The 12,865-nt window shown below is 69.6% G+C and carries 14 protein-coding genes; 7 read left to right on the top strand and 7 right to left on the bottom strand.

What is annotated here, in order from left to right; all coding sequences use genetic code 11:
- Positions 1 to 2: 2 nt before the first annotated feature.
- Together C8N38_RS14645 and C8N38_RS14640 are read right to left on the bottom strand one after the other, a co-directional pair.
- Positions 3 to 413 (bottom strand): GFA family protein, encoded by a 411-nt coding sequence (locus C8N38_RS14645; RefSeq protein ID WP_108027903.1) that lies wholly within the window; start codon positions 411 to 413, stop codon positions 3 to 5.
- Positions 410 to 1,114 carry a FadR/GntR family transcriptional regulator gene (locus tag C8N38_RS14640; protein WP_108027902.1) on the bottom strand — a complete coding sequence of 235 codons (705 nt, stop codon included), beginning with the start codon at positions 1,112 to 1,114 and terminating at the stop codon, positions 410 to 412. Before C8N38_RS14640 ends, C8N38_RS14645 begins: the two co-directional genes overlap by 4 nt.
- Positions 1,115 to 1,307: 193 nt before the next feature.
- On the opposite strand from C8N38_RS14640, the gene C8N38_RS14635 reads away from it, so the two are divergent.
- Genes C8N38_RS14635 through C8N38_RS14620 form a run of 4 tightly spaced genes read left to right on the top strand, consistent with a single transcriptional unit; the run spans position 1,308 to position 6,347 of the window.
- Positions 1,308 to 2,084: an SDR family NAD(P)-dependent oxidoreductase gene (locus tag C8N38_RS14635; RefSeq protein ID WP_108027901.1), complete on the top strand. Its 777-nt coding sequence runs from the start codon at positions 1,308 to 1,310 to the stop codon at positions 2,082 to 2,084.
- Positions 2,085 to 2,094: 10 nt separating this feature from the next.
- The gene (locus tag C8N38_RS14630) at positions 2,095 to 2,835 is read left to right on the top strand and encodes an SDR family NAD(P)-dependent oxidoreductase (protein ID WP_108027900.1); all 741 of its coding nucleotides are present in this window, start codon (positions 2,095 to 2,097) and stop codon (positions 2,833 to 2,835) included.
- 23 nt (positions 2,836 to 2,858) lie between these two features.
- Entirely contained in the window at positions 2,859 to 5,051 is a 2,193-nt protein-coding gene (locus C8N38_RS14625; RefSeq protein WP_108027899.1) for an alpha-ketoacid dehydrogenase subunit alpha/beta, read from the top strand.
- Positions 5,052 to 5,111: 60 nt separating this feature from the next.
- Positions 5,112 to 6,347 (top strand): dihydrolipoamide acetyltransferase family protein, encoded by a 1,236-nt coding sequence (locus C8N38_RS14620; protein ID WP_108027898.1) that lies wholly within the window; start codon positions 5,112 to 5,114, stop codon positions 6,345 to 6,347.
- 28 nt (positions 6,348 to 6,375) lie between these two features.
- Here the strand turns inward: C8N38_RS14620 and C8N38_RS14615 are convergent, their stop codons facing one another.
- From C8N38_RS14615 to C8N38_RS14600, 4 genes are all read right to left on the bottom strand, one after another.
- Positions 6,376 to 6,669: a CcdB family protein gene (locus C8N38_RS14615; RefSeq protein WP_108027897.1), complete on the bottom strand. Its 294-nt coding sequence runs from the start codon at positions 6,667 to 6,669 to the stop codon at positions 6,376 to 6,378.
- Positions 6,670 to 6,681: 12 nt separating this feature from the next.
- Positions 6,682 to 6,903, bottom strand: coding sequence for a type II toxin-antitoxin system CcdA family antitoxin (locus C8N38_RS14610; RefSeq protein ID WP_075787731.1), 222 nt, complete (start codon positions 6,901 to 6,903; stop codon positions 6,682 to 6,684).
- 143 nt (positions 6,904 to 7,046) lie between these two features.
- Positions 7,047 to 8,228, bottom strand: coding sequence for a ParB/RepB/Spo0J family partition protein (locus C8N38_RS14605; RefSeq protein ID WP_108027896.1), 1,182 nt, complete (start codon positions 8,226 to 8,228; stop codon positions 7,047 to 7,049).
- Between the two features lie 10 nt (positions 8,229 to 8,238).
- Positions 8,239 to 9,534: an AAA family ATPase gene (locus tag C8N38_RS14600; protein WP_108027895.1), complete on the bottom strand. Its 1,296-nt coding sequence runs from the start codon at positions 9,532 to 9,534 to the stop codon at positions 8,239 to 8,241.
- Positions 9,535 to 10,007: 473 nt separating this feature from the next.
- Here C8N38_RS14600 and C8N38_RS14595 point away from each other — a divergent pair, with 473 nt between their 5' ends.
- The 3 genes from C8N38_RS14595 to C8N38_RS14585 all read left to right on the top strand — a co-directional run bounded on the left by C8N38_RS14595 (position 10,008) and on the right by C8N38_RS14585 (position 11,877).
- Positions 10,008 to 10,691, top strand: a complete 684-nt coding sequence (locus tag C8N38_RS14595; RefSeq protein WP_108027894.1) for a hypothetical protein — start codon at positions 10,008 to 10,010, stop codon at positions 10,689 to 10,691.
- Positions 10,692 to 10,828: 137 nt separating this feature from the next.
- A complete protein-coding gene (locus C8N38_RS14590) occupies positions 10,829 to 11,647 on the top strand; it encodes a hypothetical protein (protein WP_108027893.1) in 819 nt (272 codons plus the stop codon).
- Between the two features lie 29 nt (positions 11,648 to 11,676).
- Positions 11,677 to 11,877, top strand: coding sequence for a hypothetical protein (locus C8N38_RS14585; protein WP_108027892.1), 201 nt, complete (start codon positions 11,677 to 11,679; stop codon positions 11,875 to 11,877).
- 61 nt (positions 11,878 to 11,938) lie between these two features.
- On the opposite strand, the gene C8N38_RS14580 is transcribed toward C8N38_RS14585, so the two are convergent.
- On the bottom strand, positions 11,939 to 12,811 hold the full coding sequence (locus C8N38_RS14580; protein ID WP_108027891.1) for an isocitrate lyase/PEP mutase family protein: 873 nt from the start codon (positions 12,809 to 12,811) through the stop codon (positions 11,939 to 11,941).
- Positions 12,812 to 12,865 lie beyond the last annotated feature (54 nt).

Here is a 12,865-nt window from a genome sequence, read left to right as displayed (position 1 = left end):
GCTCACTCCGCGCCCGGCAGCCCCGCAAGCCGGGGGGCGTGCTCCAGCGCATCCTCCCAGACCGCGCGATCGGCCCAGCAGATATGCGCCCCGGGCGCGATCCCCGGATGGCCGTCAAGGCATCCGGCCGGCACCGCCAGCCCCGCGCCCTCGGTCTCCAGCGGCAAAGCCGAGCCGCAGCGCCCGCAAAAGGCCCGCCCATGGCGGGTACCCTCCAGCCGGAAGGTCCGCACCTGTTCCCGCCCGGCCAGCCAGTCGAGCCGCGCCGCCCCCGAGAACAGCGTCGCCGCGAAGGCCGAGCCGCTGTCATGGCGGCAGCGCGCGCAATGGCACAGGAAGAAATGCTCGAAGTCGCCGGTGACGCGGAACCGCACCGCGCCGCAGAGGCAGCCGCCCTCATGCACCCCGCTCATGCGCCGCGCTCCCGGTGCCGGTAAAGCTGGGTCCGTTCGGCCGCATTGCGCAGATGGCGCGCGGCGGCGGCGGCGGCGGCGTCCGGATCGCCCTCGGCAATGGCGCGGTAGATCGCCTGATGCTCGGCCTGCACCGCGTCCAGCAGATCCGACAGGTTGGCGCGGGTATTGGCGCGGGCCTTCCGGATCACGTCGCGCGCGCCGAATTCCAGATGCTTGCAGAGCGACACGAAATGCGGGTTATGGGTGGCCTCGACGATGGCCTGATGAAAGGCGAAATCCTCCTCGTCGCCCAGCTCGTCGCTGGCGATGGCATATTCCATCCCGATCAGCGCCCGCCGGATCGCCTTCAGATCCGCCGCGTCCCGGTGCAGCGCGGCCGAGCGCGTCGCCGCCACCTCGACCGCCTCGAGCAGTTCCATCACCTGCGCCAGCGCCTCGGTGCCATCGAGATCGACCCCGGCCATCCGGAACGCCCGCGCCTCGCGATTCCCGGTGACGAAGACGCCCGACCCCGCCCGGGCCTCGACCAGCCCGTCGGATTTCAGATGCGACAGCGCCTCGCGCACCACCGCCCGCGACACCCCGTATTCGGCCGCCAGCGCGCGTTCGCTCGGCAGCCGTTCCCCGGCCCCGAATTCGCCGCCCGCAAGCCTCTGGCCCAGCCGTGCCGCGATATCGTCCGGCAGGTCCCTGCCCATGCCACCGTCCTTCCTTCGCTGTGCCGTGCCAACCGGTCAGACCGGATCGGCCAAGCCTAACACCCTTGTTGCATTGGATGAAGATACAGTCTCCCGCCGGTCTTCCCGCAAAAGGACGCAGGAGCCATGTTGACTGGTCCGACCAATTTATGCAACTGTCCCGACCAACGGCAGCCATCAGGGAGGATCGGCGATGCCCGACCGCCACCGCACGCCCCGGGCGCGCGCAACCACCTCATTCGATTTCACCGGACGGTCGCTGATCCTGACCGGCGCCAATGGCGGCATCGGCCGCGAGGTCGCCCGGATCTTCGCCGCAGGCGGCGCGCATCTTCTTCTGGCCGATCGCGATCTCGCGCCGCTCGAGGCCTTCGCCGCCACCCTGCCCGGACCGGGCGCGCGGATCTGCCAGCAGATCGACGCCGCCGATCCCGATGCCGCCCAGGCGCTGGTCGACGAGGCCGTGGCCGCGTTCGGCGGCATCGACCACATCGTGCCATCGGCCGGCATCTACCTGGCCGAACCCTTCGCGGACATGACCGATGCCGCCTGGCGCCGGACGCTGTCGATCAATCTCGACGGGGTGTTCTACCTGCTGCGCCGCGCGGTGCCGCATCTGCGCGATGGCTCTTCCATCGTCACGCTCTCGTCGATGGCAGCCTATCGCGGCGCGCTGACCAATGCGCATTACGCCGCCTCGAAGGGCGCGATGGTGTCGCTGACCCGCAGCCTCGCCCACGAGCTGGGGCCCACGACCCGCGTGAACGGCATCGCGCCCGGCATCATCGAGACCCCGATGATCGGCGATTACATGAAGACCCGGGCCGAGGCGACGCTGGCCAACACGCCCCTGAAGCGGCTCGGCCAGCCCGGGGAAGTGGCCGCCGCCATCGCCTTTCTCTGTTCCGACGCGGCCGGGTTCATCACCGGCGAGACGCTGCAGGTCAATGGCGGCCTGCACATGGCCTGAGGAGAGACCCATGACCGATTTCCAGGGAAAAAGGGTGCTTGTCACCGGCGCGGGCCGGGGCCTTGGCGCCGCCATCGCCGAAGGCTTCGCCCAAGCCGGGGCCGAAACGCTTCTGGCCGATATCGAACCGGCAACGCTGGCCGCCACCGCCGAGGCGCTCAGCGCCCGTGGGCTGACGGCCCGCGCAATCCCGCTCGATGTCACCGACCGCGCGGCCGTCGAGGCGCTGGCGGCAACGCTTGACGGGCTCGACGTTCTGGTCAGCAATGCGGGCGTCGCGGGCCGCGCCACCTTCGACGACCCCGCGCAGGCCGAGGTCTGGGACCGGGTCATCGCCGTCAATCTGGGCGGCGCCTTCAACGTCGCGCGCGCCCTGACCCCGGCCCTGATCGCCCGGCGCGGCAATGTGGTGCAGCTGTCTTCCGTCGCGGGCTTCGTCGCGGGCGGCTCGACCGCCGGTTACGTGACCTCGAAGGGCGCGATCCGCTCGCTGACCCAGGCCATGGCGCGCGATCTGGCCCCGCACGGGGTCCGCGTCAACGCCGTCGCCCCCGGCATCATGGACAGCGAGATGGCCAATGCCCAGCTCGCCCGCCCCGGCGGCGCCGACTGGTTCCTGACCCGCGCCATGCTGGGCCGGATCGGGACGCAGGCCGAACTGGTCGCCCCCATCCTCTTCCTCGCCTCGGACCGCGCAAGCTTCATCACCGGCACCGTGCTGCCCGTCGATGGCGGCTTCCTCGCCGCCTGACCCCAATTTCCCGGAGCCCCCTCATGCCCGATTTCACCGACCTCACCCCGCTGGCCCCCTGGCGCGAGATCCGCGCGACCGAGGCCGACCGCACTGCGCTCGACCCCGAGACCGGGCGCACCATGCTGTCGCAGCTCTGCCTGATCCGCGCCTTCGAGGAGAAGGTGCTGGACCTCGCCGGACGCGGCCTCGTCCACGGCCCCGCCCATTCCGCCATCGGGCAGGAAGGCGGCGCTGTCGGCTCGGCGCTGGCGATGCGGCCGACCGACCAGGTCAACGGCTCGCACCGGGCGCATCACCAGTTCCTGGCCAAGGCGCTAGCCTATGTCGCCGAGGCGGGGATCGACCCCGAGGCCGAGTTCGACGGCGAGATCCGCGACCTGTCGAAGAAGACCCTGGCCGAGATCATGGGGCTGTCGCAGGGCTTCTGCCGGGGCCGGGGCGGCTCGATGCATCTTCGCTGGGCCGAGGCCGGCAATCTCGGCACCAATGCCATTGTCGGCGGCGGCGTGCCGATGGCCGCGGGCGCGGCTTGGGCGCATCAGCAGGCCGGAACCGGCGATGTCGTCTACACCTATTTCGGCGATGGCGCGGTCAATATCGGGTCGGTTCTCGAAACCATGAACCTGGCCGCCGCCTGGAAACTGCCGATCTGTTTCTTCATAGAAAACAACCGCTACGCCGTCTCGACCCATGTCAGCGAGGCCACCGCCGAGCCGCGGCTTTCGGCCCGGGGCCTCGCCTTCGGCATCCCCGCCTTCAAGGTCGACGGGATGGATGCGCTGTCGGTCCTGATCGCCTCGCATGAGGCCAACCGGATCATGCGCGCGGGCGAGGGCCCGGTGGTGATCGAGGCCGACCTTTACCGCTATTTCCACCAGAACGGCCCCCTGCCCGGCTCGGCCTTCGGCTATCGCGACAAGGCCGAAGAGGCCGAATGGCGCGCCCGCGACCCGATCGAGGGGCTGGCCGGGCTGTTGCAGACCCGCCAGATCATCGGCGAGGACGCGGTGGCGGGGCTGCGGGCCCGCTGCGCGGCGATGATGGAAGAGATCGCGGGCGAGCTGACCGAGACCGTCGAGGGCAAGACCCGGGTCATCCCGTCGCTCTGGCCCGAGGAAAGCTTCCGCGATGCCGGGCTGCGCGGCGATCTGAGCGAGATGGACGGCGCCCGCTACGAGGAAGAAGACAGCTTCTCGGGCGCGCTCGATGCCAATGCCAAATTCATCGACGCGGTGGCCAATGTCATGCACCGGCGGATGGACACCGACGAGCGCATCGTCGTGCTGGGCGAGGATGTGCACCGGCTGAAGGGCGGCACCAACGGCGCGACGCGGGGGCTGTCGCAAGACTTCCCCGACCGCTGCCTCGGCACCCCCATCGCCGAGAACGCCTTTACCGGGCTGGCCGCCGGCATGGCCGCCGATGGCCGCGTGCGCCCGGTGATCGAGTTCATGTATCCCGACTTCATGTGGGTCGCGGCCGATCAGGTCTTCAACCAGATCGGCAAGGCCCGGCACATGTTCGGCGGCGACAGCCCGATGCCGCTGGTGCTGCGCACCAAGGTCGCGATGGGCACGGGCTACGGCTCGCAGCATTCGATGGACCCGGCGGGCATCTTCGCCACCGCCCCGGGCTGGCGCATCGTCGCGCCCTCGACGCCCTTCGACTATGTCGGGCTGATGAATTCGGCGCTGCGCTGCGACGACCCGGTCTTGGTGATCGAACATGTCGATCTCTACGCCTCGAAAGGCGCGGCGCCGGTCGACGATCTCGATTACTGCATCCCGCTCGGCAAGGCCAAGGTCGTGCGTCCCGGCAACCGGCTGACGATCCTGACCTATCTGGCCATGGTCGAGAAGACCCGTGCCGTGGTCGAAGACCTCGGCGTCGATGCCGAGATCATCGATCTGCGCAGCCTCGACCGCGCCAGCCTCGACTGGGAAACCATCGAGGCCTCGATCCGCAAGACCAACAACGTGCTGATCGTCGAGCAGGGCGCGCGCGGCACCTCCTATGGCGGGATGCTGGCCGACGAGCTGCAGCGCCGGGTCTTCGACTGGCTCGACCAGCCGGTGCAGCGGGTGACGGGCGGCGAGGCCTCTCCCTCGATCTCGAAGGTGCTCGAGGCCGCGGCCTGTGCCCGCCCCGCCGATATCGTCCAGGCGATCCGGGCGGCGATGGCCGATCAGGGCCGCCCGCTCGCCGCCGAATGACCGCCCGCGCCCACAGAGCCTGAACCCACAGAGCCTGAGCCCACGGACAAGGAGACCGACATGGCCACCGAGCTTACGTTGCCCGCGCTTTCGGCCGGGATGGAAGATGCCGTCATCGCCGCCTGGCTGGTCGGCCCCGGCGACCGGGTCGAGAAGGGCCAACCTCTGGCCGAGGTCGAGACCGACAAGGCCACGATGGAGCTTGAGGCCGAGGCCCCGGGCCGCGTCGGCCGCCTCGCCGTCAAGGCGGGCACCCGGGCCGATGTCGGCCAGGTGATCGCGGTCCTGCTGGCCGAGGGCGAAACCCTGCCCGCGCCAGCCCCCGAGGCCGCTGCTTCTGCCCCTGCCCCCGCTCCTGCTTCTGCGCCCGCCGCGATGGCCCCCGCCATGGGTCCGGCGGCGGAGCCCGACCGCCCCCGCGCCTCGCCGCTGGCCCGGCGGCTGGCGACGCAGGCCGGGCTGACACTCGACGGGCTGTCGGGCTCGGGGCCGAAGGGCCGCATCGTCCGGGTCGATATCGAGCGGCTGATCGCCAGTGCGCCGAAGGAAACCACGGCCGAACCGGCGCCCGAACCAACAACGGCAACAGCCCCGATCCCGCCCGGCCTCGGCCCCTATGAGGCGCGGCCCGTCTCGCAGATGCGCCGCACCATCGCCCGCCGCCTCGTCGAGGCCAAGCAGACCATCCCGCATTTCTACCTCGAAGCCGAGGCCGATCTCGAGGCGCTGCTGACCCTGCGCACGCAGGTCAACGATGGCCGCGAGGGCGCTGCGCGGATCTCGGTCAACGACTTCATCGTCAAGGCCGCGGCCCGTGCGCTCGCCCGGCTGCCCGAGGCCAATGTGATCTGGCGCGGCGACGAGCTCTGGCAGCTTTCGACCATCGACATCGCGGTCGCGGTCGCCACCGATGGCGGGCTGATGACGCCGATCCTGCGCGGCGCCGACCGGATGAGCCTCGGCACGCTCTCGGCCGAGATGAAGGACCTGGCCGCCCGCGCCCGCGCAGGCAGCCTGAAACCCGAGGAGTATCAGGGCGGCGGCTTCTCGGTCTCGAATCTCGGCATGTACGGGGTGCGCAGCTTCTCGGCCATCGTCAATCCGCCGCAAAGCTGCATCCTCGCGGCGGGCGCGGCCGAACGGCGCCCCATGGGGCGGGGCGATCAGATCGTGCTGGCCCCGGTGATGAGCCTGACGCTGTCGGTCGATCACCGCTCGGTCGACGGCGCGCTCGGGGCGCAGCTTCTGGCCGAAATCCGGAAGGGGCTCGAAGACCCGATGTCGCTTTTGCTCTGAGCGGCCCCGGCCGATCAGACCGAGCCGGTCAGACCCCGTCGATCAGGATGTCGAGCGCGCGCTTCAGCGCGTCGCGCGCCTCGGCCAGCGACCCGACGCGGTCGCGCAGCTCGGCCCCCGGAACCGCGGCCAGTTCCTGCACCCGGACGATATAGGCCGCGCCCGCGATCTCGACGCGCGGCGTCAGGCCCGGAAAGGCGGCATAGCGCCCCGCCTCGCGCAGGGGCGCCACAAGGCGCGACGCCTCGATCCCGATCAGATCGGTCTGCAGATCGACCACAAGCAGGCCGCCCGCCAGGCGGTAGACATCGAACTGCGCCATCCCCTGCCCCGCTCAGAAGCTGCGGTAGCGCGCCAGCGGCAGCCCGGCCGTGCCGACCTCGTCCGCATAGGCCTCGATGGCGGCGCGGTTCTCTTCGCGCCAGTGCCGGTTGCGCTCGGCGCGCGCGGCGGCGGCGATGGCCTCTTCGGCCAGCCGCGACATGTTCAGCCCCAGCGCCCGCGCCTCTTCGGACACCGCCGCATCGATGGTCAAATTCACCTTGACGCGCCCCATCTATCCTCTCGCTTCATACGTATGGCCTGCAAGCATCCTACAGGCGTCCGCCGCGTCAGGCAAGATCCGCGCAAGATCGGGGCCGCGCCCCCCCGCCGCCGAAAACCTTCCCCGCGGGGAAGGTCCCTGCCCTGCCGCCGGGGTCACTCCAGCCGGTCCAGCATCTGCCGCACGGCCTCTTCCAGCCGCCGCCGGTCGATGGTCGAGAAGTCCCGGGGCAGGCGGATCTCCAGCCGCCCGTCGGCGGCGGTGCAGCGCGCCCGCCCCTCCTTGCGGTTCAGCTGAAAGCTGGTCTTGGCCTTGCTGCCGCCCGCCCGTTTCGGCGCGGGCTTCGGGGCGGCGCGCGGGTCCTCCTCGGCCCCGGCCTCGACACCAAGCTGCTGCCGGATCGCGGCCAGCTCGTCGGCCACGGTGCGCCCCTCCCAGCCCTTCAGCGTCTCGGCGATGGCGGCGCGGCACTCGGGGTCCTCCTCCAGCCGCTGCGCCAGCGCCAGCCCCAGCGCGCGCGGCAGCTCCTCGGGATAGGCCAGGATGCCCTTCATCCGCTCGACCACCTTGATGAAGCCGCGGATATAGCTGCGCTTCTGGTAGCGGGCCGACTTGAACAGCAAGGCCACCGCGCGGTCGGGATCGGTCTCGGGGGTCGCGGGATCGGCGGCGTAATCGACCGCAAGCTGGGCCATCTCGTAGAACGAGATGTCCTTGCGCACCAGGTTCTCGTCGACCATCCGGCGATAAAGCGTCTCGATCCCCTCGCCCTCCGGCATGACCGCGGCCGGGATCGTGCCCCAGGCCTCGGCATCGCCGGTCTCGGCCAGCAGCGCCTTGTAGGCCGCGAGACGCCGGTAGCCCTGGATCAGTTCATACCGCCCCTGCCCCGCCGCCTCGACCCGGATCGGGTTCGACAGCCCGATCGAGACGATCGAGGCCTTCAGATCCTCCAGCTCGGGGTCCGCGCCGGGCTTGCGGTCGCGCACCAGCTTGGCGGTATCGACCGCCTCCAGCGGAATGCTCTCCAGCACCAGGCCAAGCCGTTTCAGCCGCACATGCTCATGGGCCAGCGCGTCGTTCTCGGCCCGGATCCGGGCCTCGATCTCTTGCCGTTCGCGGGCTGAATGGGCGGTTTCGCCGATCGCCGTGGCCATCGGACCGCGGCGGCGCGCGGCCCCGGACGGGTCACCGACCTTCCCCGCGGGGAAGGTTTTCGTCTCTGGCGCGGCCGCGGGCGGTTCGGCGCCCGGCGGGTTCGGGACCTCGGCCGACCGTTCGGCGGGCATGTCCTCGGGCATGTCGATATCGAACATGCGGCGTTTCTTCCTGACCATCGGCGTCTCCTCAGATCTTGTCCCAGCCGGCCAGCACGGTACCGCGGAACTCTTCATAGGCGCGGTCGAAACTGGCCCTGGCGCGGCGCCAGGTTTCGCGGGTCATGTTGCGGTAGTCGATCTCGTAGACCGAACTCAGGAACCGCCCCGACTGCTCGACCGCGCGGGTCATCTCGACCGGATGCGTGGTCACATGATCGCCGAAAACCTTGCGGAAGGCTTCCAGCATCGCGCGGTGCAGGTCGTTGCCGGGCTCGTAGCGGGTCATCAGAAAGCGGATGTCGACGAAGGATTTCGGCAGCGAAACCTTCCCCGCGGGGAAGGTGCTTCCGAACCCGGCGGCCAGATCTTCGAGCGCCTCGGACAGCTGCCCGATAAAGGACGTGGTGCTGTCATATTCCCAGTAGCCCGGCCCCGAGGGGATATACAGCATGTCGGCCGCGAAGACCGCGTTCATCGACTGATAGCCGATGGCGGGCGGACAGTCGAAAAGGATCAGGTCGTAATCGTCGTCCGCGATCCCGTCGAGATAGCGCGAGACGGCGGCGAAGAAGGTCCATTCCGGGTTCAGGTGGCGGTACTGGGCGCTGGCGAATTCGACGAAGGCCGCGTTGGCACAGGAGGGCACGATGTCGATCGTCGACCAGCAGGTCTTCTGGATGAAATCGGCATGGCGCAGCTCGTCGAGCCCCATGTCGCGCAGCGAGGCGGGCAGCTTGCGCTCGGGCAGGGCGGTGCCGCTGGCCGCCCCCGTGACGGCCGAGTTCATCCGGTCGGTCTCGCGGATCAGGTCGCGCGCCATGATCCCCCAGACGGTGTAATCCTCGCTGACATCGGTCAGCCCCATCGAATGGCTCAGCGTCGCCTGCGGGTCGAAATCGACGACCAGCACCCGGTAGCCGTCGAGCGCCGCCGCATGCGCCAGATGCAGCGCCACGGTCGACTTGCCCGCGCCGCCCTTGAAGTTCGCGACCGCGGCGCGGAAGGCGCGCTTGCCCGCCGGGCGCGGCGGCATCAGGCTTTTCCGGTTGGCCTTCATCCGGCGGCGCAGCTCGTTGATCTCCTCGAGCGAGAACCAGCGCTGGCGCCCGTCCTCCTCGACCTCGCCGCCGGGAAGGCTCGGATCGGCGGCCAGTTTGCCGCGAAAGGTCGACTGGTTGATCTTCAGGATCAGCTCGGCCACCTCCCAGGACGAGAAGCGGCGCAACTGCTTGGAGTTCTCCGGGCTGAAGGTGTGCTGCCGGATCCATCCCTGCATCTTCAGGGACTGGGACTGGAGCCGGGCCAGATCCGTATGGGTGTACATGCTCTGCCTCAACGCAAATTGGGTTCTTATCCTGAAATACGCCCAATCTTGCAAAAATGCAAAATCCAAGTTACCTCTGTCGCAACCTTCCCCGCGGGGAAGGTTTGGCCTGTCGGTTGGGCACGGCCCCCGCGGCTCCGGGCGAATCGGCGTCCCGGCCGACCGGGGCAGCCGCCCGCCAAAGCGCGGCCGATCTAGGGGACAGCCGCGTGGCGACCTCTACGGATTGGGGGACAAAACCGCGATTCAAGGGGACAGTCTGGATGACCCCCAATACCAGAGATACCCTGAGTCAGTCTTTCGAAATCGGGATCGCAGGCCACCGTCGCGCCCGCCGCTTGACAGAATCGAAACCCCGGACGTAAATGGGCGACATCAATGAAAGAGCGTTGAATACGCCGTCGAAAACCAGAGGCACCACGCCCGGAGCAGTCGGACCCCCGTCGAAGATCCGGGGGCGAACAGGTAAGGCCATGCAGAGTGTCAAGCCCGTCGGAGTGCAGGCCGCATCGCGGAAGTACGATCTGTTGTCGGCCCTTGCCGCCCATGGCCTGGCGGGCGACAGGGCCACGCAGACCCGCACGCTGCGCCTCATGGCCCTGATCACCACGCGCTACAACTGGCAACGTGACGAGCTGTGCGTCGGCCAGCGCGAGATCGCGCGGCTCTGGTCCTGCGACGAGCGCACCGTCAAGCGCGAGATGGCCCGCCTGCGCGCCGCAGGCTGGCTGGTGCAGAAGACCCGGGGCAGCCGGGGCCGGATCAGCACCTACCGGCTCGACACGCTGCAGATCGCCGAGGACACCCGGCCGTGCTGGCCGCTGATCGGCGAGGATTTCGTCGCCCGTCTGGGCGCCCGTCCGCCCGAACCGGACCCCGCCGGCAAGGTCGTGCCGCTGCGGCCCGCGGTCAGTCTTACCGAAGAGGCAGAGGGGGTCTGGGGCCGCGCTCGGGCGATCCTGTCCGAGGAACAGCCCGCGATCTTCCGCGCCTGGCTCGCGCGGCTGACCGAGGTCGAAAGAGGGCAGGGGACCCTGGTGCTGTCGGCACCCTCGGCCTTCTGCCAGAGCTATATCGCGACCCATCTGATCCAGGCGCTGACCGCCGCGGTACGCCGGGCCGACCCGAGTATCGCCCGGGTCGAGGTCATCCATTGACCGGCCGGACCTTCCCCGCGGGGAAGGTCGGGGCAGAAAGCCGGGCAGAAACCGCGGGAATCGCGCTATCCTGCCCCCGGGAAACAGGGAGGGACAGGATGGAGAGGGAACCGCCCGCCCCGGAAGCGGGGCGTCGCATGACCCGGCGGCTGGTGCTGGGGGCCGGTGCTGGCCTGATCGCGGCCCGCGCCGCACCGGTCTTCGGGCAGGGGGCCGACGACTATCGCGCCCTGGCGCTGGCCATCGAAGAGGCGCGCAGGGTCCGGGATTTCGCGGTCGGGATCGCGCTTGAGGAAATCGACTTCGCCCTCATCGACTTCCTGAAGACCGATTTCGACGCGCGACGGCAGACATTGGCTCTGGCCCGCGAGACCGGCCGGTTCGCCACCGCCGACACGGCCACGGCCTATCTGGCGGGCCTTCCCGAAGCCTTGCCCGACCTCGTTCCGCTTGGCTTCGACCAAGGCGGGCTGGCCGCGCAGCGGACCGTGGTCGCGATGCTGGCCGCCGAGGGCGTGCCGCTGGCGCCGTCGCCCGATCTCGTGACCCCGGCAAGCATTCCCGCCATCCCGGCCTATGCCGGGCCCGTGGCCGGACGGCCCGATACCGATCTGATCGTCGCGGCCGATATCCTTCTGGAAACCATGGGCATTTCCATCGGCGATGCCAGCCTGATCGTTTCGCTGATCGACAGCGACCCGGGGTTGCGCACGGCGCTGGAAGACCTGGTCGCGCGTATTTCCAGCAAGGACTGGCAGGAGGTCGTCGAACTGGGCGAGGGGGTCTTCAAGCTGTTCGTCGCCAGCGCGGCCTGGGCCGAGATCAAGCGCCGGGCGATCCGGAAGCTTTCGTGGCGGCTGGCGCTGAAGGCCGTTCCGGTGGTCGGATGGCTGTATTGCGGGGCGGCCTTCATCGTGTCGGTGAAGAAGAACTATCACCGCTTCTCCTTCGCCTGAGCGCCGGAGGACCCCGGGATGACAGCGAGATGAAAACCGGCCGGGCATCGACCGTCAGGGCGGTCTTCCTGTCCGCCGCCGTCGTCGCGGCGGGGCATGCCCTTCTGTCCGGGGGCGCGGACCCGGCCGCCTCGGTGAGCTTCGGACTCGCGGGCGGCTTTGGCGCGCTGGTGCTTGATATCTGGCGCACGCTGGCCGCAGGGCGGTGCGGCCGCCGGAACGGCCCCTAGCCCGGCCGCGCCGGGGCAGGCGAGGGGAGGGGGGCCACAGGGACCCGCCCCCCGGGGCCGATCAGAAGGCGTAATGCTTTTCCAGATCGTCGAAGAAGTCCTTCCGGACCACGCGCTGGCGTTCGAGGAAGCCCGCGAGCGGGCCCGATTCGTCCATCCGCCCCTGTTCGCGCAGCTGACCCAGCGCCTTTTGCATGCCGTAGACCGCCGATTGCAGCGCGACATTGGCGTACAGCACCAGCTTGAAGCCCATCCCGTCCAGCTCGGCCAGATCGAGGATCGGGGTCTTGCCGCCGACCACCAGATTGACGATCTGCGGCGTGCCGGGCAGGGCCTTGGGGATACCGGCCAGTTCCTCGACGCTTTGCGGGGCCTCGACGAAGGTGATGTCGGCGCCGTCCTCGACAAAGGCCGCGGCCCGGTCCAGCGCCTCGGTATAGCCGTCGGTGGCGCGGGCATCGGTGCGGGCGACGATCAGCGTGTTCGCATCCTGCCGGGCATCGACCGCGGCCTTGATCCGCGAGCGGGCCTCGGCCAGCGGCACGACCTCCTTGCCCGAGAAATGGCCGCAGCGCTTGGGCGTCTTCTGGTCCTCGAGCTGGATCGCGCTGGCGCCCGCGCGTTCGAGGGTGCGGATCGTGTGGCGCACGTTCAGCGCGTTGCCGAAGCCGTTATCGGCATCGACCACGATCGGCAGGTCGGTCGCGTCGCGGATCGTCGCCGTATGCTGGGCGATCTCGGGCAGGCTGACGAAGGCCAGATCGGGCATGCCCAGATAGGTATTGGTCAGGCCCGCGCCGGACAGATAGACCGCCTCGAAGCCGAGATCCTCGATGATCCGCGCGGCCAGCGCATTGGCCGCGCCCGGCAGGAGCAGGGCGCCGCCCTGTGCGATCCGGTTCCGGAAGCCGCGGTTGACGTCGTGATTGAGCATGGTGCCTCGTCTTTCTGTGGTCTCTGTGCCTGGGAGCGGTGGGTCTTGGGGGGT

Source organism: Rhodovulum kholense (genome assembly GCF_003053725.1).
GTDB classification, from domain to species: Bacteria; Pseudomonadota; Alphaproteobacteria; order Rhodobacterales; family Rhodobacteraceae; genus Rhodovulum; species Rhodovulum kholense.
Note: the sequence above shows the minus strand (reverse complement) of the source record. Positions and strands in the feature narration are given on the sequence as shown.